Consider the following 21,866-nt stretch of genomic DNA (forward strand, 5'->3'; position numbering starts at 1 on the left):
CAGCACGGACGGAGAGCGGGAGGCGAAGGTGAGCTGGCCGCTGTCGCGCACGCAGGTAGATGCCGGTACCACTTCTGTCCGAACCGCGCTCCGCCGCCGCCTTTCCGCCACCACTTGATCGGCCCTGCCATAAAGGCCGCGAAAGGGCGCCTTGAAACCAGGCCCGCTCGCACCGAGAACGGCAGGTGATGTACGTCACAAACGCACCGTTCCTTTCTCGGGCACGCCTCCCGGGGTCGAGGGAGTTGTGGGGCGAGTTCTCGCCGGTCGCGGGCGTGGCGCCGATTCGGCGGATGGCGGTGCGATGCGACGCCCCGTATCGCGGGCTGGGCAACCTGAATCTCGGCATGTGGACGCGCCCTGTTGCTGAAAATCTCGTACTGCGATCTTTCTCCTGTCATGCAGTTCCGGCTGACGTCCGGTTCAGGCTCGGCCAAGGAGTCCACATGCGGGGTTGGGGTGTTGGGGTGCTTGTCGGGGGTTTGCTTGTCGCCTGTGGGGCGTGTTCGACGGCTGACGAGTCGCCGCGGCCGGAGGGGACCGGCGGGTGGTCGCTGCCTGCCGAGCCCGATCCGGGTGTGCGCGACGCGATGCGCGGACTCTGGGACGGCATGAGCGTCAGGCACGCGGCACAGGAGGAACTCATTCGGCGGTGCATGACGAAGGCCGGATTCACCTACGTCAAGAGCCCTTCGCCGACCGGTGACGTGGCGCCGACGATGGGTGTGGAGCCTTACGGGCAGTCGGTGGCCGACGCGAAGCGCCACGGGTATCCGAAGGACCCGGTGAACGACAGGCCGGCGACGGAGACGGATCCGGGGAACGGCGGCCTTTCGGCGTCCGACAAGGCCAAATGGCACGCCGCCTATTTTGGGGACGGCTCCTCGTCCGTGGAGATCGAACTGCCCAACGGGGAGAGTGTCGGCACCAACGCCAACGGCTGCCTCGCCGAGGCGAGGGCCACCCTGTACGGATCGGTCGAGTTGGAGATCAGGGTGGTGAACTTCGCCGGAATGTTGCCGATCGTGGCGCAGCGGCAGATCCGGGTGGATCCGGCGCTGAAGACCCTGAACGACGCATGGGCCGCGTGTGTGAAAGCGAAGGGGCTCGGTGAATTCGCCGACCCCGAGGCCGCCCGCGTGAAGGCCAAGGAGTTCGCGAGCCAGGGCACGCCCGCCGAGGCCCGGAAGAAGGAGATCACCCTGGCCGTCGCGGACGCCGAATGCGAGGCCGAGACGGACTACGCCCCGAAGCGCCGAACTCTGGAAGACCGCTATTACACCGTCGCACTACAGAAGTACCAAGGCCCGGTCACCGAGATCATCTCCGCGAACAAGCACGCCCTCACAAAGGCGAAGCAGATCCTTTCCGGCGCGGGAGCATGACCCGCGGACGGAACCCGTTCGCCGCGTCAGTCGGCGGCCGAGGCGGAGGCGCCGCCGTCGACGACGACGGTGCCCGTGCGCGTCGAGTCGCTGGCCGGACGGACCGGGTCGACGGTAAGACGATCCTCTACCTTGCGGGCCGTCTCTTCCTGCTGATGGCGGTTGTCTCGGGATCTGTTTGGCGAAAGGGTGGACTGCTGCCATCTCTCCCTGGCTGATCGTGGTGGGTCCGGGGCTGGGGCTGTTCGTCGGCACGGTGGCTGGGATCTATCCGGCGTTCAAGGCCGCGGCGCTGGAGCCGGTCGCCGCGTTGGCGGGGTGATCTGGGAGTGAGTGATCTTGACTGGGGTGGCGGCTATTAATAGAATTTGTCTGTCTGAATAGTAGGGATTGCACTGGGAGGTGTTTCGTGGCGGGGATTCGGGTAGGTGAAGTGGTCAAGGGGCTTCGGAAAGGTGGGGTGGCCGGGGTTGTTGTGGGTTGGGCGGACAACAACGGGGTTGTTCGGTCGCGGGTGGTTCCGGTGGGGAGGCTCGCCGAGGTGGCGGAGAAGGGGGTGGGGGTGACGTCCCTGTTCGCCGTCTTCGACTCGCATGACGGGATCACGTTCGCGCACGAGGGGCTGGCGACGCCGTCGGGGGACGTCAGGCTGGTGCCGGTGGTGGAACGGCTCGTGCGGCTGCGGGGGCAGGACGGGCTGGCGTGGGCGCCGGGCAGGCAGGTGGCGGCGGACGGGTCGGCCTGGGCGTACGACCAGCGGTCGGTCCTGGAACGCCAGGTCGCGGAGGCCGCCGAGCGTGGCCTCACCTTCAAGGCGGGCTGGGAGCTGGAGTTCGTCCTCTCCAGTGACGACGGGCCCGCCCCCGGTGGACCCGCCTACAGTTCAACCGCGCTGCTCTCAGTAGACGAGTTCACGGTGACGCTGCTGCGCGACCTGGAAGCGAACGGGCTCGGTATCGGCCAGTTCCACGCCGAGTACGGGCAGGCGCAGTTCGAGCTCAGCCTCCTGCCGTCGGATCCGGTCTCGGCGGCCGACGACCAGCTGCTCGCGCGGCAGACGATCCACGCCGCCGCCCGCGCGCACGGCCTGCGCGCCGGGTTCGCGCCGCTGCACACGGCCGAGGGCGTCGGCAACGGCTGGCACCTGCACGTCTCGGCGCTGCGCGACGGCGTCAACATCCTGCCGGGCGACGGGCCGCACGGCCTGTCCGAGGAGGGCGGAGCCTTCCTCGCCGGACTCCTGCGCGACCTGCCTGCGATCACCTCGGTGACGGCGCCCAGCGTGCCGTCAAGCGCGCGGCTGCGTCCCGGCTACTTCTCCAGCGCCTACGCCTTCTGGGGGGTGGAGAACCGTGAGGCGCCCCTACGCTTCGTCCCGGCGACCCCGCTTCTGGGCGACGGCCACGCGAACATCGAGCTGAAGCCGTCGGACGCGTCGGCGAACCCGTATCTTGCGCTCGCCGTCGTCATCGCGTCGGGGCTCGCGGGGCTGAAGGACGGCCTTGTGCCGCCCGCGCCGATCGCCGAGGACCCCGGCACCTGGTCGGAGGAGCGCCGCGCCGAGCACGGTGTGACGCGGCTGCCCGAGACGCCGCGCGCGCAGCTCGACGCGCTCGCCGCCGCCGAGCAGGTGGGCGCCGTGCTGGGCCCCGAGCTGCTCGGCGCGTTCCGGGCGGTGCGTGAGGCCGACCTGGCGTGGGCGGCCGAGCGGCCGTTCGACGCGGTCGTCGAAGCCCACCGATGGAAGTACTGAACGGGGTCGAGGTTCGGGCCTTCCCTGGCACGTCGGACGTGCTGCGCGCCCACGCGGCCGCGCTGCCCCAGCCGGACCAGCTCTGCGGCCCGTTCTGGGCCGCGCTCGTGACCGGCCGTCCGGACCTCGGGCGGCTCGCCTGCGCGGCCGGAACGGCGGTCTGGGAGGGCGAGGCGGCGTGGTCGCGGCCGGCGGGGGAGCCCGCGCACGCCGTCAACTGGGAGGGGCTGCCACGGGCCGCGTCCCCGGAGGCCGCCGGGACGTCGCCGGACGGCGTCGGCCGCGCGCTGCGGTCGGGCGCGCGGGACGGCCTGGAGGCGGTCCCGGTGACGGGCGAGTGGACGACCGGCCGTCTCGTCGCGCTCCTACGGCTGCTCGTGGACGGCGCGGCCCCCGGCGTGGTCATCGCGAACCCGCACACCGCCCCCCTGGTGCGTCATGCCGACGAAGCAGGGCTGCGCGCCTACCTGGACACCGGAGCCGACCCATGGCCCACCGAACAGGAATGGCGCGTAGGCCACTTCGTAGGCGTGTGGGGAGCCGTCTTCGGGCGACGCGGCGCCCTGGTCGCCCTCGCCGACGGCTACCCCTCCTTGGGCTCGGACGGGCTCCACCTCCAGCCCGCAAGCAGGATGGCCCGGGCTCTCGCCAGGTCCGCGCCCGGAAGCGGTGGCCTCATCCTGCGCACACCAAAAGCCCGCGTCCCCTGGTTGGAGGATCGGCTTACGGAGATCGGCCTGGAGCCTCGCTGGTGGGAGAACCCCTGAACCCCTCCTCAGGGACGCGGGCTGTGGCCGGGTCGGGGATCGGGGGGATGGGTGGGAGTTGAGGGGAGAGTGGGGGTGCTGTTAGCTTCGTGCGGTGGACGAGAGGCGTGCACGGGCGGAGGCGATCGCGGGTTTCGCGGGGAAGCTGCGGGAGCTGCGCGCATCGGTGGGCAACCCCCCGTTTCGGGAGATGTCCGGCCGGTCCGGGGCGATCTCGCACACGACATTGCACGAGGCCACAAAAGGCAACCGGCTTCCCAGCTGGGAGACGACCGTCGAGTTCGTCCGCGCCTGCGGCGCCGACCCCGCCGACTACCGCCCCCTCTGGGAAACCGCCAACCGCGTCGTCCGATCCACCAACGCCAGGGAAGCCTCCTCCCGCCCCAGCGCGGACACCACGCCTCCCACAGACGCCACGCTCCACCCTGGCACCGCACCCGCTACCGCTGCCCCGCTCCACCCGAACGCCGTGCCCGGTCCCGCTACCCCACTTAACCCGAATGTCGCGCCTGGTGCGGATGCTCCGCTTCACCCGAATACCGTGCCTGGCCTAGACGCCCCGCTTCAACCCGGTGCCGAGCCTGGTGTGGGTGCCGCGCTTCACCCGAACGCCGTGCCTGGCGCAGATGTCCCGCTTCACTCGAACGCCGTGCCCGGCGCGGCCGCCCGGCTTCAACCAGGTGCCGAGCCCGGCGCGGGTGCCGCGCTCCACCCTGGCGCCGCACCCGGTGGCGCGCTTCACCCGAATGCCGTGCCTCGCGCTGATACCGCTCCTGGTGCGGATGCCGAGGCCCGCGTGGGTGGCGTGCGTCAACCGGGTGACGAGTCTGGTGCGGGTGCGGTGTCCCTTCCGGATGTCGCTCCTCCCACGGACGCCCCGCTTGGTTCGGACGCCGACGCCCGCGCGGGTGCCGCGTCCTACTCGGTCGGCGCGTCCGATGCGGGTGGTGTGCTTCAACCGGGTGTCGAGCCCGGTGCGGGGGTTCGGCCGGACGCCGACGCTCGTGCGGACGGGGCGGCGCGTTCGGGTGCGGTGGTACAGGCCGGGGCTTCGGCGCTTGGGGACGGTTCGGCGGAGGGGGCGCGGGGTGAAGGTGCGGCTTTTGGGGTGGGCTCTGCCGGTGTGGCGAGGGCGTCGGGCGGGGTGGGGGGCAGGCGGGGGTTTCGGGTGGGGCGGTTGGTGGTAGGGGTGGTGGCGACGGTGGGCGTGGTGGGGGTTGTCGCGGCGGCGGTGGATCGTGGTGGGGAGGGGGCGAAGCCGGGTGGGGATTCGGTGGGGTTGGGGTTGACGGCGGCGGACTGTCCGGTGGTGCCGACGAATCCGCCCGCGGCGCCGCCCGCGAACGAGGGTGACGCGTCGGTGTTCATCGCGGACATCACGCTGCTCGACTGCACGCATGTCGGGCGGGGCGAGACCGTCACCAAGGTCTGGCGGATCAAGAACGTCGGGACGGTGCCGTGGCAGGGCTACTCGCTGCGTCGCCTCGACGTGCCGCAGCGCGCCGACCAGTGCCGGACCGTCAACGAGGTGCCGATCGACGACACCCTCCCCGGCGAGACCGTCGACATCGGCACCGAGATCACCACACCCCGCACACCCGGCCTCTGCTACGTCCGCTTCAAGATGGCCGACGCCTCCGGTCAGCTCGTCTTCCCCGGAAGCCGCCCCCTCAACTTCCAGATCATCGTCGACTGATCCCGGCGCGCGGCGCGCGGCGCCCGGTGCCCCCGCACCCCGGCGCCGCCGAACTCCGCGACCGCGGAGCGTCCGAGTGTCCCGGTGTCCGGCCCCGGTTCCCCCAGAGGACGGGTGGGGAACCGGGGCCAGCCGGGCATGGTGTGCCGCCGCCCCGGTTCTCCCAGAGGGTGGGGAACCGGGGCGCGGAAGGGGTCAGGACTTCAGGGTGATCCCCCGGTAGTAGTGCCTGAGGATGCGGGTGTGGGTCCAGCCGGAGCGGGCGAGGTCGCGGGAGCCGTGCTGGGACATCCATTCGCCGTCGACCCACCAGGAGCGGCACGCCGTTGTGGTGGCGCAGTACTGGGCCTGGTAGATCTTGCCGCCCCGGGTGAGGCGGGTGCGCCAGGTCGCGTCGACGGCGGCGCTGGTCGCGGGCTTGGCGGAGCCGGGCTTGTAGACCTGGCTGTTGGTGTGGTCCCAGACGTCGAAGCACTTGCCGCCCGCCGTCCTGCGGGTCGAGTGCAGCGCCCAGTACCAGCCGTGGTTCTTGACGGCGATCGCCCCGGCCCGCAGCGATTCCTTGGGCCAGCTCGCGTACCACTCGTTCGGCAGGACGTCCTTGACGTACGTCCGGAACGGAACACGGTCGACGCGGCCGAGCGACGCCCGGTAGACGAGGATCGTGGTCGGCGGCTTGGTGTGTGTGCCGTCGGTCTTGCAGCCGGTCGGGGTCGGCGCCGGGGCGGCGCTCAGGAACCGGTGCGCCGCGTTCTGGTTCTTCAGCCCCGTTTCGAGGTTGCCTTTGGAGCCGGGACGGAAGTCCTGGTAGGCGCCCTTGTAGTTGCTGTTGAAGTAGACGCGGACGGTTTTACCGCTGCGGTTCCAGACGGACGCCGCCTCGTTCTTGATGCATTTTCCCTTGCCGTTTCCGGCGCCCTTGAAGTCGTAGCAGGACGGCTGCTTTGTGCCGTAGTCGCCGACCGAGGAGGTGAAGTCCGAGAGGGACCCCTTGTTGTTGCTGTTGAAGTAGTAGCAGAACTCGCCGGTCTGGCAGACGCCGTCGCGTCCGGCCGCCGCCACGGGCGGGGCGGCGACGAGCACGCCGCCGAACGCCAGTGCCGCGGCGCCCGCGAGCAGTTTCGCGATGCGTGGGAACACGGTTTCCTTCCGTTCGTCAGGGGGCCGCCGCTAGCGGACGTTGTAGCCGAGCGAGTTCCAGAACGCGTTCGGGTTGGGGTTGCTCAGGACGGGGTCGCCGACGCTCTTGGAGGCGTACTTCTGCCGTCCCGGCCGCATCTCGACGTGGGTGTGCGCGCTGGCGGAGGAGCCGACGCCGCGCCACGACTCAAGGGCGATGGCCTGCCCCTTCTTGACGGTCTGGCCGACCTTCAGCGACGCGTTCGGCGCGGTGTGCAGGTAGATGACGGACTTGTTCAGCGACGCGTTGTAGATCGAGATGGTGGAGAGCCCGCCGCTGCCGGTGCGGCCGCGCGCGACGTGGATGATCTGGCCGGTGATGAGGGCGCGCACGTTGACGCCGACGCCGCGCACGAAGTCGATGCCCTCGTGCCGTCCGGGGGTGCTCGTGTAGCCGTCGAAGTGGCAGCTGATCCGGCCCGTCGCGTTGTAAAGGGCGTAGGACAGGTTGACGCGTCCGGTCGAGGCGGGCGGGCTGAACCGGTGCGAGGCGTTCTGGTTCTTCAGCGTCGCGCTCAGGTTGCCTTTCGCGCCGGCCTTGAAGTCCTGGTAGGAGCCCTTGTAGCCGGTGTTGTAGTAGACGCGGACGGTTTTGCCGCTGCGGTTCCAGACGGACGCCGCCTCGTTCTTGATGCACTTGCCTTTACCCGCGCCGGAGCCCTTGAAGTCGTAGCAGGACGGCTGCTTGGTGCCGTAGTCGGCGACCGATCCGCCGAAGTCCGAGACGGATCCCTTGGTGTTGCTGTTGAAGTAGTAGCAGAACTCGCCGGTCTCGCAGACGCCGTTGCGGGTGGCGGCGGAGGCGGGCGACGCGGTGCCGAGCACGATGCCGCCGAGCGCGATCACGCCTGCCGCCGCGGTGAAGACGCGGTTGAGGGTTGCCATGGTGTTTCTCCTTCGTGTGTCCGTGGTGCCTGGGTGGAGGGGGTCAGCGGCGCTGGTGTTCCTCCCAGGTGCGGATGGTCACCTTCGGGCCGTCGTCCTTGCCGCGTCCGGCGAGCCCGTTGAGACCGAGGTAGTAGTCGCCGACCTGGTTCTGGGCCTGGCCGGACAGGTCGGTGTCGCTGATCGCGACGGCGTGGATGTGCCACGGCCAGTCGGCCTGCGCGGGGCTGCGCAGCCACGCCGCGAAGCCGACGGTGCGCAGCGCGCGGACGACGGCGGTGCGGGTCGCGGCGTTCATCCCCTTGACGGAGATGTCGATGACGCCGCCTCCGTCGTGCGTCCCGGCGGAGGTGGGGTCGCCGCCGGGGTTGTACGAGCCCTGGTCGAGCTTGAGGGTGCGGCCGTGCAGCCGTTTCGCCTCGGCCAGCATGGCGCGGGTGCGGGCGCTGACGACGACGCCGCCGAGTGGCACCTTGCCGCCCGGCGAGATGGCCCGGGTGACTTTGAAGCGTCCCGCGCCGAGTTTGGCGAGTGACGCCTTGCCGGGCAGCCCGTTCGCGGCGAGGCCCTTGTAGCCGAGCGACCGTTGGAACTTCGCGTAGGCGGCGACGGTGGTGGTGCCGAAGTAGCCGTCCACCCACTTCGCGTCGAGGAGGCGCCGGTCGCGTAGGGCGCGTTCGACAAGCAGGACGCTTGCCTTGGCGCCGGGGGTCAGCTTGGTGTCGGGACGCCGTGGGTCGATCTGGGCGGCCTTGACGACGGCTTCCATATTGACGCTCGGTAGCGCCCTGACGTCAGCCGCCCGTGCCGCCTCTGTCCCCGTCCCTGACGCTCCGGTCAGGGAGGCGACGACGGCGGCCGCCACGAGGACGGCACATGAGGTCGGTTTCACCACTTCTCCCGCTTTGAGACGACTGTCGGATTGCCGCGGCGGAGCCAACCTTCCCGTTTCCCCCACCCGTCCGCAACAAGATCGTGTTGTCAGCCTGTCCACGGCCCGCGTCTTACAGGCCGCCGAAGCCGCTGACGTCCTGACAAAAGCGAAACGCCCCCCGCCGTCGGCGAGGGGCTGTCAGGGAGCGGGCGTCAGCCGCGTTTGGGGGTGAGGGCGGCGGGGCCGTAGCGGAGCATGGACGTGAGGGTGCGGTACCAGGGGCGGGCGGGGTCGGGGTCGTGGCCCGCCGCCATCCGGTGGAGCTGCTCGGCGTGCCACTGGAGGTTCACGGCGCTGTCCAGCGGACGGAGGTCGGTGAGACGGCCCAGGACGGGACGGGCGCCGACCCGGATCGGCGGTGTGTCGAGCCGGGCGACGCCGCGTTCGAGCAGGGCCCTGGCGGCGTCGGGGGTGACGCAGGCGGGGCGGCCGAGGCCGATGAGGTCGCAGTCGTCGTCGGCGAGCGCCTGGTCCATCGCGGCGCGGGAGCGGAACCCTCCGGTGACGGCGATAGGCGTGCCCTCGGCTATCGAGCGGACCGTGCGGGCGTAATCAAGGAAGTACGCCTCGCGCGCGCGGGTGGACTCCGCCATCACGCCCATCATGGCCGGGGCCTCGTAGGAGCCGCCGCTGATCTCGATGAGATCGATGCCCTCCGCCACGAGCGCCCGGACGACGTCACGAGACTCCTCCTCGGTGAACCCGCCGCGCTGGAAGTCCGCCGAATTGAGCTTGATACCTACGGAGAATCCGGGGCTCACCGAAGAACGGATCGCGCGCAGCACCTCAAGCACGAACCTGCGTCGCCGTTCCGGATCGCCGCCCCACGCGTCGTCCCGCTGGTTGGAGCGCGGCGAGAGGAACTGGGTGACGAGGTAGCCGTGCGCCCCGTGGATCTGCACACCGTCGAATCCGGCGGCCTCGACGACCCCGGCGGTCGTCCCGAACCGCGTGATGATCTCGCGGATCTCCGCGTCGGTGAGCGCGCGCGGCCTGGACGCCCCCGGAACCCGCGCGGCGATCGCGCTCGGCGCGACCGGCCGGTTCCCGCTGACGCGCCGGTTCGCCTGCCGCCCCGGATGGTTGACCTGCGCCCAGATCGGCCCGCCCTGTTCGCGGTGGCCCTTGGCCCACCGGGTCAGCGCGGCGAGGTGGCGCTCGTCCTCGACGACGACGTTGCCGGGCTCGCCCAGGTGCCGCCGGTCGACCATGACGTTGCCGGTGACGACAAGCCCGTATCCGCCGCCGCTCCATCTGCGGTAGAGCGTCTCCAGGCGGGTGCCGGGCGAGCCGTCGGGTTCCGCGAGCCCCTCGCTCAACGCGGACTTCATGAGCCGATTCGGCAGCGTTTGACCTGATCTGAGAGTGAGGGGGGTGTCCAGCCGGGTCGGGGTGGAAGTCAAGGCTGTCTCCTGTCGCCGGTGCGCGTCGCCGGGGGACGGGCCGCGGCGACGACGCGGGGGATCGTATCGCCACAAAAGCCGAACCGCTCCACAAAGGGCCGGGCGAATCCGGGCGCCTTCGCCGCCGGAAGAAGGGAGCGGGGCACCACGATCTGCGCCGCCCGCCTCTCGATCCCCCCGACGGCCTCGGCCACGACGGCGTCCAGCGGCACCATCTTCCACATGCCCTCGGTGTTGCCCGCCCACAGCAGGATCCCTGCGGGGCCCTCGAACACCTCGTCCATCATGGGCGTCGCGAAGACAACCCCCCACCCCCTGACCCCCGATCGGCCTCAGCCACCCGCCGCCCCGTTCTCGTCGGCGCCCGGTCGGCAGCGGCGACCGGTCACGCGCGGCGCTCGCCCCGCTGAGGCCGCCAGATCGGGAAGGGGTTTCCAGCCCCGGAAGGGTCATGCCTGGGAGGTAAGAGCTTTCTGGCGTTCGGGGAAGTCCGTCAGCGGGGAGAGGGGAGGTCGAGGAGGTTGCGGGTTCGGATGGAGCGGGCGAGCCGGTAGGCGGCATCGGCGTCGACGAGGCCCGCTCCGGTGGCGCCGTCGTGGCCTTCGCCGGCGGGCTCGCCCATGGCGCTCGTGCCGTGGACGACGTCCAGGGCGGACGCCTTGAGCAGCGCCTTGACCAGGTCGGGCGACAGGCCGGGCTGCGCCTGCTTGAGCAGGGCGCAGACGCCCGCGATCTGCGGGGCGGCCGCGCTGGTGCCGCTGATCACCGCCCACCCGTCGTCGGCGCCGGTCTGGTCGTTCCCGCTCAGGGAGCGGTCGATGACGTCGCCCGGCTCCACGGGCAGCGCGATGTAGATCGCGTGCGGCCTCATCCCCACCAGGCCGCAGACGTCGGGGACATGGCGTCCGGGGTAGATGAGGCTGTCGAAGCTGCTGGCGTAGTCCGACGCCTGGAGGTCGAAGCCCGTGCCGCCCGGTGCGGGCCGGGCGTGGACGCCGCCCACCGCGATGACGTCCGGCAGCATCGCGGGGAACGCGACGTGCCCGTTGCCCGCCGAGAAGCAGACGGTGATGCCGCGCTCCCGGACGGCCTCCAGCACCGCCAGCTCCAGCGGTTTGAGGTAGTTCGGCAGCTCGCTGAGGCCGGGCAGGTGGAAGCCCCAGCTGTTGGTGAGGACGGCCGGGTGCAGGTCGCTCGCCGTCTTGAACGCGAGCACCGGGTTCGCCCCCATCTTGACGCCGACGAAGTCGATGTCGCGGGCCGCCGCGAAGATGTTCGCCGCCTCGGCCGTGCCGTGCCCGTACTCGTCGTGCTCGACCCGGGTCGCGTCCGGCGCGAGCGTCGCCTGGTACTGGTAGCCGTGCGCCGCGTAGAACGGGTGCCGGTAGAACCCGGTGTCGGTCATCGCGACGAGCACGCCCCGCCCCGTCACGCCGTGCTGGTGCACGGCCGTGGCCCGCAGGATCAGCGCGACGTCGTCCGGGACCCGCAGGTGGAAGTAGGGCAGCGGTGGCGGGATCGGCGATCCGAAGAACACCGGCGGGCGCTGCGGGTAGGCCCGTTCGACCAGCGACGACAGCCGCTCCGGCACCGTGAACGGCACGTCGGGGACGTGCGAAAGGAAGGTGACCTGGTCGGATTCGTCTGCCTCGTCGCCGGGCTGCCCGTGCAGCGCCCGAGTGTGCGGCTCGACCACGGTGCCGAAGGTGCTCTCCCACAGGCCGCGGTCGCACTCTCCGCTGACGGAGTAGGTGCCGATGTGCCGGATCGTGAAGCCGATCGCCTGCAGTTCGGCGGCGGCGTCGGCGGCGCGCCCGTCCGGCGGGGCGAGCCGCTCCAGCACCGACGCCTGGGCCGCCGCGGTGCCCTCGAACACCGACGCGCCGCTCTCGGACCTGACGACCGCCTCGAAGTGGACCCTGTTCTCCTGGTTGTCCGTCACCGTGACCACGAGCGCTCCCTCCTGAGCCGTGACGGCGCTAGAAGAACTCCGGAGGCTCGACGACGTAGACGTCACGGACCAGCCCCGCCAGCTCCGCCGGTATCTCGCGCCGCCCGTTCCCGGTCGTCCCGAAGGTGCGTTCCCACAGCTCCTTCGGCCCGCTCACGCTGATCGTCCCGCCGCCGTGCAGGATCCTGAACCCGAGGTCCCGCAGCGCGGCGGCCGCTGCCCGTTCGCGCCCCTCGACGGCCAGCACCTCAGCGGAGATCAGGTACGTCATCGCCCCCCGTGCTCCCCCATCCGCGCCTGGATCACGAACAGTAGCCCTCTCTCACGTTGGGCTGAACCCCCTCGTCCGACGGCAGTGACTCCTGTGACCGGTGTTCTGCCCCGGTCCACTTCCGGCCGAACCCGCCGAACCCTTGACGGCAGAACCAGCCGCATGCGGTGCCGTCGACGAGGTGGGTCAGCCGTCGGGGAGGGCGATCCGGGTCAGTTCGATGCGGGAGCTGACGCCGAGTTTGGGGTAGGCGTTGTAGAGGTGGTAGCCGACGGTTCGGGGGCTGAGGAAGAGGCGTTCGCCGATCTGGCGGTTGGTCAGGCCCGCCGCGGCCAGGTGCACGACGCGCCGTTCCTGCGGGGACAGGGCCGTCGCGTCCACCGGGGCCGGGGCGGGCGCGGAGGTGACGGCGCCGCTGTCGCCCGCGGCGCGGAGTTCGGCACGGGCGCGTTCCGCCCAGTGGCCGGCACCGAGGGCGGCGAACGTCTCGACGGCGGTGCGCAGGGCGGGGCGGGCCGCGCTGGGACGGCCGGCGCGGCGCAGCCAGGAGCCGCGCCCGAGGAGGGTGCGGGCGTACTCCAGGGGCCGGGCCGAGGCGGACAGGCAGGCGAGCGCCTCGTCCCAGCGCGTCGCCGGGTCGGGCGAGAGGTGGGCTTCGGCGCGGGCGAGGAGACCACGCGCCCATTCCTGGCCCGTTTCGACGGCCCACGGGCTGACGGCGTCAAGCGCGGCACGGGCGTCGTCCGTGCGACCGAGCCGGGCCAGGGCCTCGACCCGGTCGAAGGCCAGATAGCGGGTCATGACGCCGGGCAGTTCGGTCTGGGTGAGGACGTCGAGCAGCGCCAGCGCGTCATCGAGGTCGCCACGGGACAGCGCGCGGACGGCGCGCGCGGTGGCGGGCGGGTCCCCGGCGGGCGGTGTGCCCCGCCAGGCGGCGACGGTGGCGCGAAGGTCGCGGGCCTCGGCGGCGAAGAAGGGCTGGTCGGTCTCCTCCGCGACGCGTTCGGCGGCGCGTGCCGTGGCGTCCGCGTCGTGGAGGTGGCCGCGGAGCAGGCGGACGCGCGTGAGGTCGCGCAGGACCTCCGGCAGCGCGCCGGTCGCGCTCGTGCGGTACTCGTCGGCCAGCTCGGACAGGAGGTGCTCGGCGAGGGGAAGGTCACCGGTCGCGATGACCCATTCCAGCGCGCAGGCGCGTTCCAGTGGCGCGAGCTGGTGCAGCACGTCGCCGGTGTAGAGGGCGTGCAGCGCGGCGATACCGGGCTGTCCCAGGGCGACGCGGGCGAGGCCCGCTGCGGCGTCGCGCAGGGCGCGCGCGTCGGCGGCGTCGACGGGCAGGGCCAGCGCGTCGGTCGTGGCCAGGGCGGCGCGCACGGTCGAGCGCCGGCCGCTGACCCAGGCGGCGCCGGTGGCGTCCAGCAGCATGAAGGCCGCTTTGACGGGGGCGTGCGCGGCGGCCTGGGCGGCTCCGCCGATCAGGAGGCGGGCCGCGGTGTCGGGGTGGCCGCGGAAGTACGGGTCGAGGGCGCTGATCTGGGCGAGCGCCGCCCGTACGGCCGGGTCGGCCACGAGGGGCGTCGCCTGCTCGGCGAGCGCGGCGGCGCGCGGCGCGTCACCTGCGTCGGCGGCGGCGCGGGCGGCCAGGGCGAGCCTGCGGCCACGGTCGGCGGGGGCGGGGCTGAGCCGGGCGGCGCGTTCGTAGGTCGCGGCGGCGGTGCCGTAGGCGGCCTGGCCACGGCCGCATCCGGCGCTCTCCTCGACCGCGCGGGCGACGGACTCGTCCGGCCCGGTGGTCGCGGCGGCCAGGTGCAGGGTCCGGCGGACGAAGCCGTCCGGGCTGTCGCCGGGCACGGACCGGGCGAGCGCGGCGTGCGCGGCCAGCCGTTCGGCGAGCGACGCCGACCGCACGGCCGCCGAACGGATGAGCGGGTGCGGGAAGGAGACCCGGTTGTCGGCGGTGCGCAGCAGGCCCTTGCGCTCGGCCGGTTCCAGGTCGGTCAGGCCCGCGTCGAGATGGGCGGCGGCCCGGACGAGGGTGTGCGGGTCGCCGCTGCCGTCGAGGGCGGCCAGCAGAAGCAGGGCGCGCGCCTTGGGCGGCAGGTGGGCGATGCGTTCGGTGAAGCCCTGCCGTACCCGGTCGGTGCCGATCGCGGAGCCGAACGGTTCGAGGGTGCCCTCGCGGTGGGCGGTGGGAAGCTCCTTCAGCGCCAGCGGATTGCCCGCCGCCTCCCGCAGCACGAGTTCGCGCACCTGGCGTGTCAGGTCGGGGGCGTGGTCGGCGAGGAGGGCGGCGGACGACTCCCGGTCCAGCCGGGGCAGGTTCAGCTCGGGGATGCCCGGGGCCGGGAACGCGGGCGCGTGCCCGTCACGCGCCGCGAAGAGCATGACGGTGCCTTCGCCGCGCAGCCTGCGGGCCGTGAAGAGCAGGGCGTCGGCGGACGACGCGTCGATCCAGTGCGCGTCGTCGACGAGGCAGAGCACGGGTTGTTCGGCGGCGAGCGCGTGCAGCAGGGCGTGCAGCGCGATGCCGGTCTGGAACCGGTCGCCGACCGGCCCGTCGGCCCTGCCGAGCGCGGTGTGCAGCACGGCGGCCTGCCGCCCCGGCAGCGTGTCGACGCGGTCGGCGACCGGGGCGAGCAGCATGTGCAGCCCGGCGAACGGGAGGTCCTGCTCCGTCTCGACGCCGAGGGCCGTCAGGACCAGCAGGCCGCCCTGCTCACGAGCGCGCTCGGCGACGTCGGAGAGAAGCGCGGACTTGCCGATCCCCGCCTCGCCGCGCAGCACCAGCGCCGTGCTGCGGCCGGAACGCGCCGCGTCGAGCGAGCCGGTGAGGACCCCGGCCTCCTGGTCGCGGCCGTAGATCATGCGGTCAGCCTAGGCGGCCGGGACGACGATCCTCCGCGCCGATGTCCGAAAAATCCGGCCCAGATGGGGAGATCACGGCAGGAGGACCACCTTGCCGACCGTCTTCCGCCCGCGCAGGGCGGCGTGCGCGGCGGCCGCCGCCGCGAGCGGAAACGTGGTGACGGCGGGCACGAGGCGCCCGGCCACCGCCTCGGCCAGGGCTTCCTCCTGGAGGGCGCGCATTCCGCCGGGCCGGCGCGCCATCCTCGGGCCGAGCGCGTACACCGCGCTGACGGCCCGGTCGCGCAGGTCGACGGAGGTGAAGGCGGTGATCTCCTCAGCCCAGCCGTGCACCACGTGCACGCCGCCCGGTCCGAGCAGCTCGAAGGCGGCCCGGCCCGCCTCGCCGCCGACACCGTCGAAGACCACGCTCACCTCGCCCGCCTCCTTTCCCCAGCCGGGCGACGTGTAGTCGACCGCCCTGTCCGCTCCGGCGGCGCGGACCCGAGCGGTCTTCGAAGGCCCTCCGGCCGCGCCGACCACCGTCGCCCCGGCGGCTTTGGCGAGCTGCACCAGCAGGGTGCCCACGCCTCCGGCGGCGGCGGTGACCAGGACGGTGTCGCCCGCGCGCACCTCCGTCGACCGCCAGATGCCGAGCGCGGCACGGCCGGTGCCGACCATCGTGATCGCGGCGGGGAAGTCCAGCACGTCCGGGACGGGGAAGAGCGCGTCCACCTCCCGGACGGCGAACTCGGCGTAACCGGCGTTGACGAGGCCGAGGTGCGCGACGACCCGGCGGCCCAGCCAGGACTCCTCGACGCCGTCGCCGAGCGCGTCGACGACGCCCGCCACCTCCCGTCCGGGAATGACGGGCAGGTCCGGCACCGGGAAGGGGATCTTGGCCGGGTCGCCTTCGTGGAGGTACGTGTCAAGCACGTGCACGCCCGCCGCCCGCACCGCGACGCGGACCTGACCGGGGCCCGGCTCGGGCGCGGGAACGTCGTCATAGTGGAGTCGCTCTACGGGACCGAACGTGTGGACGCGGATGGCTTTCATGCCGCAGACGGTACAAAGCCGGAACGTGTCGCCGCCTCAGTCAGATGACCGGGCCCGCCGACCGGTGACAGCCGCCCCGACGGCCACCCCGAAGCCCGCGCCCGCGACCCCCGCCAGCAGCCCGACCGCGCCAAGGAACCCGCCGACCCCCAGACCGCCGCCGACACCGCCGGAGCCAGCACGTCCGGCACCGAACTCCTGCCCGATCAGCGGCAACGTAAACGACGACAGTGAGATCTCGCTGGCGGCGGTCAACGTGGCCACCGCGAGTACGACCACCGTGCCCCACTCGGTCTTCGGCAACCCGTCGACACCAGCACCCATGCCCCGCACGCTAAGCCGGCCCCACCCCTACCACCCCAGTCACCCGACCAGGAAGACGCGGGATGGTGGCAACCGGGTGGCAACGGGGGTCTTCTAGACATCTTCCATGAGGGACGTGCGGGGGACGTGCGTTCCGGAGAGGGAGAGAGATCATGCGTGGGAGTAAGAGGAAGGTCGTCGGGGCCGTGGGGGCGGTCGTGGTGGCGGTGGGGCTTGTGGCGTCGCCGGTGGCGGCGGGGTATCCGGGGGCGGGGCGGTGTGAGCTGGCGATCACGGAGATGAGCAAGGGCACCTACAGGGTCACCAACCGGTGCGCTCCGAAGAACGCGGCGGACAGGGCGACCCAGATCATCGTGTGGGGTGAGGACTGGCCCGACCTCGACGACTACCTCACCAGCCTTCCGACCAGCGGGCTGGTCACCAGCTTCATCGTCAACGGGGCCGTCCTGAACGAGGACGGCGCGAGCCGCGACGAGGTCTACCTCGAAACCCGGTTCCAACGGCCGAACAACACCTACTACACGATCAAGTCGAACGTGATCAAGCGCCAGTTCATGCCGATCTTCTGACCCCGCCCCGCCCACCAGGACGCCCCCGCACGCGGGGGCGTCCTCAACGTGCGGGAGCGGGGATCATCCCCATCCGATCCCCGCCCCGCTGGCCGCACGCGGGCCGCCTCGGTTCGGGACCGGATGGGTCACCGGCAGATACCCACTCCCCGGGGCGGCTCGCGTGCTGGGAAGAACGATGCGCGAAGGCGGTTGCCGTTCGGTTGCCGTCGGATTGGGTGGCGGCGTCACCGACCACAACGGCACCCTCCAGATTTCACCTGACCCCAAGGATCACTCGGGGAGGGTGGACAGGTGGTGGTGGAGATGGGGGAGTGTGTGCCAGCGGCCCAGGGTGTGGGCGGCTTCGAAGGTGGACGGGCCCAGGTGGGCGCGCAGGGCGGTGGCCGTCCGGGTCAGGGCGGGACGTTCGCAGGCCGGGACGGGAACGGCCAGCGAGCCGCGGATCTGGTCGGCGGTGCCCAGGAGTTCGGCCGCGAGGATCGGGGCCCGGCCGGTGAGGGCGGCGGCGAGGGCGTCCAGGACGCTCGCCTGACGCCAGCGGACGCCGAGTTTGTGGAAGAGGCCCAGGGCGGTCGTCAGGCGGCGCAGGGCGCGGCCGGTGTCGTCCCGGCGCAGGTCCAGCAGGGCGAGGAGGTGTTCGGCCCAGGCCACGCCCTCCCGTGCGCGGAGTTCGAAGGCAAGGTGGAGGGCTTCCTGGAGATGCCCGGAGGCGGTCTCCGGGTCGTCGGAGTACAGGGCGGCGGCGCCCAGGTCGAGCCGGCACCTGGACAGCCGTTCCCGGTCGCCCGCCGCCTGGAAGTGGTGCGCCGCCTCAGCGGCGTACCGGGGCGTCGAGGCGGGGTCGCCTGCCAGCCACGACGCCGAGCCGAGCAGCCGCAGCGCGTGCCCGACGGCCCTGCTGTCGCCGCCGCGCACGGCGGCTTCCCGGGATCCGCTGCCGAACTCCAGCGCGCCCGGGTAGTCGCCGCGCTCCGCGGCGATCTTCCCGAGCAGGGCGAGCGCGCGGGCCGTCCCGGCGTTGTCGCGCTCCCGGCGGAACAGGTCGAGTGCCTGTTCGGCCTGGCGGGCCGCCTCGCCGTAGCCGCCGCCCAGGGCCCCGAGCTTCGCCGACGCCCACAGCGCCTTCGCCCGCGCGTTCGCGGGGACGTCCGGCGGGCTCGCCGCGAGCACCTCGGCCAGCCACCGGCCGCCCTCGACGGCCCCGCCGCGCATCTCGTGGTAGCGCCACAGGGACGCCGCCAGCCGCAGCGCGCCCTCCGGGTCGGCGCCGGTCAGCCAGTCGAGCGCGGACCGCACGTCGTCGTGCCGTTCGGTGATCTCCGTCATGAGCGCCCCGAGGCGCGGCCCCCGCAGATGCCGTTCGATCTCCTCGGCGCGGCTCCGGTAGCGGGACGCGTGGTCACGACGGGCCTGCTCGTACTCGTCAGGACGGGCCGCGAGCCTTTCGGCGGCGTACCTGCGGACGGCGTCGACCAGCTCGTAACGGGTGCCTCCCTCCGTCCGCACCGAGGCGAGCAGTGACCTGTCGGCGAGACGTGTCACCAGTTCCAGGGGCGGGGTCTCGACGTGCACGGCAGCCGCGTCGTCAAGGGAGAACGCGCCGCCGAAGACGCTGAGCGCGCGCAGCGCCCTGCGCTCGCGCGGGCCGAGCAGTAGGTAGCCCCACTCGGCGGTGTCGCGCAGCGCGCGGTGGTGCGGGCGCGCGCCGAACCGGCCGCCGTCCAGCACGGTGAACGGGTCGCGCAGCCGTTCGGCCAGCTCGGGCAGGCCGAGCGTGCGGGTCCGCGCGGCGGCGAGCTCCAGGGCGAGGGGCAGGCCGTGGCAGCGGGCGCAGATCGCGGCGACGGCCCGTGCGTCCGGTGCGGCGAGCGCCTCGGGGCCGCCGAGCCGCGCCCGTTCGGCGAAGAGGTCGGCCGCCGCGTGCCCGGCGAGGTCCGCGCCGGAGCGGACCAGCGCCGGGTCGGGGAAGCGCAGCGGCGCGACCGGCCTGAGCACCTCGCCCGGCACCCGCAGCGCCTCCTGGCTCGTCGCCAGCACCCGCAGGTGCGGGCAGCGGCCGAGCAGCTCCCGCACGGCCAGCGCGCACGGCCCCGCGAGGAGCTCGCAGTCGTCCAGGACGAGGAGGACGTGGTCGTAGGCGACGCGCCTGGCTATCCGGTCCAGCACGGGGTCCGGGCCGTGCGCCGGGACGCCGAGCGCCGCGCCGACGGCGTCGAGGACGCTCGCGTCGCCGAGCTTCGCCACGTCGAGGAAGACGACCTCGGCGAACTCCGGCGCCACGGCGCGGGCGGCGGCGACGGCGAGCCGCGACTTGCCCGTCCCGCCGAAGCCGGTGAGCGTCACCAGCCGGGCGGCGCGGAGCAGGTCGGCCGTCTCGGCGAGGTCGGCTTCCCGGCCGACGAGCGGGCTGAGCTGCTGGGGAAGGCTCAGCGGCCCGGTGGGGCCCTGGCCGCGCACCCGTGCCGTCTCGGGCGCGAGCCGCAGCAGGGCGCGGGCGTCGGCCGAGCCGCGCAGGACGCCCTCCTCCACATGGCGCAGGCCCTCGCCGGGGTCGATGCCCAGGTCGTCCAGGAGCCTGCGGCGGACCCGCCGGTAGGCGTCGAGGGCGTCGCCGGTGCGGCCGCCCAGGTGCAGCGCGACGATCAGCAGCTCCCACAGGCGCTCGCGCAGCGGCTCTTCGGCGACGAGGCGCTCGATCTCGGCGACGGCGGCCGCCGCCTGCGGACCCGCCACGAGCCGTGCCGCGAACATGCCCTCACCCGCCTGGAGGCGGAGGCCGCGCAGGTAGTCCACCTCGGTCAGCGCCCACTCGTGGACGGGGGCGTCCGCAAGCGGGTCGCCGCGCCACAGGGCGAGCGCGCCGGTGAGCACCCGTGCGGCCTCGGCGCAGCGGCCCTGGGCGAGGTAGCGCAGGCCGTCGGACGTCAGGGACTCGAAGCGGACGCGGTCGACGCGCACGGTGTCGGCTTCGAGGAGGTAGCCGGGGCCGCGCCGCCGGACCAGCCGCGCGCCCTCGGTCGACAGCGCCGCGCCGAGCTTCGCGATGTGGCTGTGCAGGGTGCGCACCGCCGTCTGCGGGGCGTCGCGGCCCCACAGGGCGTCGACGAGGCCGTCGTCGGTGACCAGGGTGCCCACCCTGAGCGCGAGGAGGGCGAGCACGCTGCGCCGTCGCGGAGGCAGCTCGACGGGCAGGCCCGCCCGGCGCGCCTCCAGGGGGCCGAGCAGATCGACCGTCCACAGGGCGGCCCGTGCCCTGCCCTGTTCTCCCGTGCGTGCGCGTTCGGCCGTCAGTGATCCGTTCATTCCTTTTCCGCCCCCTGGACGTCATGCGTATGAACGCACTATGCGGGCGGAAAATGGCGGTGTCCAGTTCGTTACGACGATTCCCAAGGCGAACGTCAGCGGATTTCAGTGCCGCGTCAGTGACGCGTCAGGGTAATGCCGCATGCTTATGCTCGGGCCCTCCTTTGCCTTTTGTGAATTGGGCTTTCCGCAGGAGATCCCGCCGCGGCAGCCGCGCGGCAGCCGCGCGGCAACCGGGCGACAACAGGGCCCGGTGAGCATCTGCGGTATGGCGGCCGACCGGTCGCCGGTCCGGAAGAAGGAGAAACCATGACGAACACGGCGATCGACTTCACGTCGATCAAGGCGGCGCAGCGGACCGGGTGGGAGACCGGCGACTACACGCGGGTCGGCAACACCCTCCAGATCATCGCCGAACTGCTGGTCGAAGCCGCCGACGTGCAGGCGGGCGAACGCGTCCTGGACGTGGCCTGCGGGCAGGGCAACGCCGCCATCGCCGCAGCCCTCCGGTTCGCCGAGGCGACCGGCCTCGACTACGCGGCGCCCCTGCTCGCGCGGGGCCGCGACCGGGCCACGGCCGCGAGCGTGCCCGTCACCTTCGTGGAGGGCGACGCCGAGGAGCTGCCGTTCCCCGCCGAGTCCTTCGACGCGGTGCTGAGCACGGTCGGCGTCATGTTCGCGCCCGACCACCGGAAGGCGGCCGCCGAACTCGTCAGGGTGACCGAGGTCGGCGGGCGGATCGCCGTCGCGTCCTGGACGCCCGAGGGCATGGTCGGCGCCATGTTCCGCACGGTCGGCGCGTTCGCGCCGCCGCCCGCCGGGGTCCGCCCGGCCACCCTGTGGGGCACCGAGGCGCACCTGCAGGAGCTGTTCGGCGACCGCGTCGCCTGGACGTTCACCAAGCGGCACTACGTGTTCCGCTACCGCTCGCCCGAGCACTTCTCGGAGTGGTTCCGCCGCTACTACGGCCCGATCACACGCCTTTCCGGCGCCCTCTCCGAGGACGACCTCGCGCGTTTCTCCGCCGAACTCGCCGACGTCGCCCGCCGTTACGACAAGGCGCCCGGCGACACCCTCGCCGCCCCGGCGGAATACCTCGAAGCCGTCGGTGTCCGCCTGTACTGAAAAGGGCACCTGAACAGTGAGAAAAAACTGAGATGATCAAGAAGATCCTTTCCGTCCTCGCCCTGCTCGCCATGGGCGGGTGTTCCTACCTGGCGGTCCAGGCGGCCCTGGCGAGCCCGGACCGGGCCAAGTCGGGTGACTGCGTCCGCAACACCGGGGGCCAGAACGTCGAACTCGTGGACTGCGCCGACCCGGCCGCGGACTACCGGATCGTCGGCCGGGTGCCGAACAAGACACGCGTCCAGGCACAGGTCAACGCCGCCTCGATCTGCGCGTCCTTCACCGATGCCCAGACCTTCTTCTGGAGGGGAGAGGAAGGCAAGCCGGGATATGTGCTGTGCCTGGCCCCCGCCCATTAGCGGGACGCCCCGGGACGTCAGCGGGCCGACGTTAGACTGACAGCGGTCTTTGCCCGACTGCT

General features: G+C 72.6%; 19 protein-coding genes. 7 read left to right on the forward strand and 12 right to left on the reverse strand.

Annotated features, from left to right (window positions below; translation table 11 throughout):
* Positions 1-611 precede the first annotated feature (611 nt).
* From LO762_RS26035 to LO762_RS26045, 3 genes are all read left to right on the forward strand, one after another.
* Positions 612-1,385, forward strand: a complete 774-nt coding sequence (locus tag LO762_RS26035) for a hypothetical protein (protein WP_230618646.1) — start codon at positions 612-614, stop codon at positions 1,383-1,385.
* A 541-nt stretch (positions 1,386-1,926) separates the two neighbouring features.
* The gene (locus tag LO762_RS26040) at positions 1,927-3,138 is read left to right on the forward strand and encodes a glutamine synthetase family protein (RefSeq protein ID WP_230618647.1); all 1,212 of its coding nucleotides are present in this window, start codon (positions 1,927-1,929) and stop codon (positions 3,136-3,138) included.
* Positions 3,126-3,905, forward strand: coding sequence for a hypothetical protein (locus tag LO762_RS26045; RefSeq protein ID WP_230618648.1), 780 nt, complete (start codon positions 3,126-3,128; stop codon positions 3,903-3,905). Before LO762_RS26040 ends, LO762_RS26045 begins: the two co-directional genes overlap by 13 nt.
* A 550-nt stretch (positions 3,906-4,455) precedes the next feature.
* On the opposite strand, the gene LO762_RS26050 is transcribed toward LO762_RS26045, so the two are convergent.
* On the reverse strand, positions 4,456-4,863 hold the full coding sequence (locus LO762_RS26050) for a hypothetical protein (protein WP_230618649.1): 408 nt from the start codon (positions 4,861-4,863) through the stop codon (positions 4,456-4,458).
* A 351-nt stretch (positions 4,864-5,214) separates the two neighbouring features.
* Here LO762_RS26050 and LO762_RS26055 point away from each other — a divergent pair, with 351 nt between their 5' ends.
* Complete coding sequence (locus LO762_RS26055) at positions 5,215-5,601, forward strand: NBR1-Ig-like domain-containing protein (RefSeq protein WP_230618650.1); 387 nt, start codon at positions 5,215-5,217, stop codon at positions 5,599-5,601.
* Positions 5,602-5,796: 195 nt separating this feature from the next.
* Here LO762_RS26055 and LO762_RS26060 read toward each other — a convergent pair whose 3' ends face one another.
* The 10 genes from LO762_RS26060 to LO762_RS33215 form a co-directional block, all read right to left on the reverse strand.
* On the reverse strand, positions 5,797-6,741 hold the full coding sequence (locus LO762_RS26060; RefSeq protein WP_230618651.1) for a SpoIID/LytB domain-containing protein: 945 nt from the start codon (positions 6,739-6,741) through the stop codon (positions 5,797-5,799).
* Between the two features lie 30 nt (positions 6,742-6,771).
* Entirely contained in the window at positions 6,772-7,665 is an 894-nt protein-coding gene (locus LO762_RS26065; RefSeq protein WP_230618652.1) for a peptidase inhibitor family I36 protein, read from the reverse strand.
* A 43-nt stretch (positions 7,666-7,708) separates the two neighbouring features.
* Positions 7,709-8,557: a peptidoglycan-binding protein gene (locus LO762_RS26070; protein WP_230618653.1), complete on the reverse strand. Its 849-nt coding sequence runs from the start codon at positions 8,555-8,557 to the stop codon at positions 7,709-7,711.
* Positions 8,558-8,751: 194 nt separating this feature from the next.
* Positions 8,752-10,077 (reverse strand): NADH:flavin oxidoreductase/NADH oxidase family protein, encoded by a 1,326-nt coding sequence (locus LO762_RS26075; protein ID WP_255687857.1) that lies wholly within the window; start codon positions 10,075-10,077, stop codon positions 8,752-8,754.
* A complete protein-coding gene (locus LO762_RS26080) occupies positions 9,999-10,289 on the reverse strand; it encodes a hypothetical protein (RefSeq protein ID WP_230618655.1) in 291 nt (96 codons plus the stop codon). The genes LO762_RS26075 and LO762_RS26080 overlap by 79 nt, the downstream gene beginning before the upstream one ends.
* A 206-nt stretch (positions 10,290-10,495) precedes the next feature.
* Positions 10,496-11,953 carry a S8 family serine peptidase gene (locus LO762_RS26085; protein WP_230618656.1) on the reverse strand — a complete coding sequence of 486 codons (1,458 nt, stop codon included), beginning with the start codon at positions 11,951-11,953 and terminating at the stop codon, positions 10,496-10,498.
* A gap of 28 nt (positions 11,954-11,981) precedes the next feature.
* A complete protein-coding gene (locus LO762_RS26090; RefSeq protein WP_230618657.1) occupies positions 11,982-12,224 on the reverse strand; it encodes a hypothetical protein in 243 nt (80 codons plus the stop codon).
* Positions 12,225-12,410: 186 nt separating this feature from the next.
* Complete coding sequence (locus LO762_RS26095) at positions 12,411-15,086, reverse strand: LuxR family transcriptional regulator (RefSeq protein ID WP_230618658.1); 2,676 nt, start codon at positions 15,084-15,086, stop codon at positions 12,411-12,413.
* A 72-nt stretch (positions 15,087-15,158) separates the two neighbouring features.
* Positions 15,159-16,121 carry a zinc-binding dehydrogenase gene (locus tag LO762_RS26100; protein WP_230618659.1) on the reverse strand — a complete coding sequence of 321 codons (963 nt, stop codon included), beginning with the start codon at positions 16,119-16,121 and terminating at the stop codon, positions 15,159-15,161.
* 36 nt (positions 16,122-16,157) lie between these two features.
* Positions 16,158-16,445: a hypothetical protein gene (locus LO762_RS33215; RefSeq protein ID WP_304523708.1), complete on the reverse strand. Its 288-nt coding sequence runs from the start codon at positions 16,443-16,445 to the stop codon at positions 16,158-16,160.
* Positions 16,446-16,597: 152 nt separating this feature from the next.
* Between LO762_RS33215 and LO762_RS26110 the strand changes: the two genes are divergently transcribed.
* Positions 16,598-17,014 carry a hypothetical protein gene (locus LO762_RS26110; RefSeq protein WP_230618660.1) on the forward strand — a complete coding sequence of 139 codons (417 nt, stop codon included), beginning with the start codon at positions 16,598-16,600 and terminating at the stop codon, positions 17,012-17,014.
* A gap of 273 nt (positions 17,015-17,287) precedes the next feature.
* Here the strand turns inward: LO762_RS26110 and LO762_RS26115 are convergent, their stop codons facing one another.
* Positions 17,288-20,320, reverse strand: a complete 3,033-nt coding sequence (locus tag LO762_RS26115) for a BTAD domain-containing putative transcriptional regulator (protein WP_230618661.1) — start codon at positions 20,318-20,320, stop codon at positions 17,288-17,290.
* A gap of 309 nt (positions 20,321-20,629) precedes the next feature.
* Between LO762_RS26115 and LO762_RS26120 the strand changes: the two genes are divergently transcribed.
* Both LO762_RS26120 and LO762_RS26125 read left to right on the forward strand, forming a co-directional pair.
* Complete coding sequence (locus tag LO762_RS26120; RefSeq protein WP_230618662.1) at positions 20,630-21,445, forward strand: class I SAM-dependent methyltransferase; 816 nt, start codon at positions 20,630-20,632, stop codon at positions 21,443-21,445.
* Between the two features lie 32 nt (positions 21,446-21,477).
* Positions 21,478-21,804 carry a hypothetical protein gene (locus tag LO762_RS26125; protein WP_230618663.1) on the forward strand — a complete coding sequence of 109 codons (327 nt, stop codon included), beginning with the start codon at positions 21,478-21,480 and terminating at the stop codon, positions 21,802-21,804.
* Positions 21,805-21,866 lie beyond the last annotated feature (62 nt).

The organism is Actinocorallia sp. API 0066, from assembly GCF_020991275.1.
Lineage (GTDB): Bacteria > Actinomycetota > Actinomycetes > Streptosporangiales > Streptosporangiaceae > Actinocorallia.

Excerpts from the sequence above, each read along its gene's own strand:
- LO762_RS26035 (WP_230618646.1), top strand. The coding sequence starts at position 612 with ATGAGCGTCAGGCACGCGGCACAGGAGGAACTCATTCGGCGGTGCATG.
- LO762_RS26045 (WP_230618648.1), top strand. The coding sequence starts at position 3,126 with ATGGAAGTACTGAACGGGGTCGAGGTTCGGGCCTTCCCTGGCACGTCG.
- LO762_RS26065 (WP_230618652.1), bottom strand. The coding sequence starts at position 7,665 with ATGGCAACCCTCAACCGCGTCTTCACCGCGGCGGCAGGCGTGATCGCG.
- LO762_RS26080 (WP_230618655.1), bottom strand. The coding sequence starts at position 10,289 with ATGATGGACGAGGTGTTCGAGGGCCCCGCAGGGATCCTGCTGTGGGCG.
- LO762_RS26090 (WP_230618657.1), bottom strand. The coding sequence starts at position 12,224 with ATGACGTACCTGATCTCCGCTGAGGTGCTGGCCGTCGAGGGGCGCGAA.
- LO762_RS26095 (WP_230618658.1), bottom strand. The coding sequence starts at position 15,086 with ATGATCTACGGCCGCGACCAGGAGGCCGGGGTCCTCACCGGCTCGCTC.
- LO762_RS26100 (WP_230618659.1), bottom strand. The coding sequence starts at position 16,121 with ATGAAAGCCATCCGCGTCCACACGTTCGGTCCCGTAGAGCGACTCCAC.
- LO762_RS33215 (WP_304523708.1), bottom strand. The coding sequence starts at position 16,445 with ATGGGTGCTGGTGTCGACGGGTTGCCGAAGACCGAGTGGGGCACGGTG.
- LO762_RS26110 (WP_230618660.1), top strand. The coding sequence starts at position 16,598 with ATGCGTGGGAGTAAGAGGAAGGTCGTCGGGGCCGTGGGGGCGGTCGTG.
- LO762_RS26115 (WP_230618661.1), bottom strand. The coding sequence starts at position 20,320 with ATGAACGGATCACTGACGGCCGAACGCGCACGCACGGGAGAACAGGGC.
- LO762_RS26120 (WP_230618662.1), top strand. The coding sequence starts at position 20,630 with ATGACGAACACGGCGATCGACTTCACGTCGATCAAGGCGGCGCAGCGG.
- LO762_RS26125 (WP_230618663.1), top strand. The coding sequence starts at position 21,478 with ATGATCAAGAAGATCCTTTCCGTCCTCGCCCTGCTCGCCATGGGCGGG.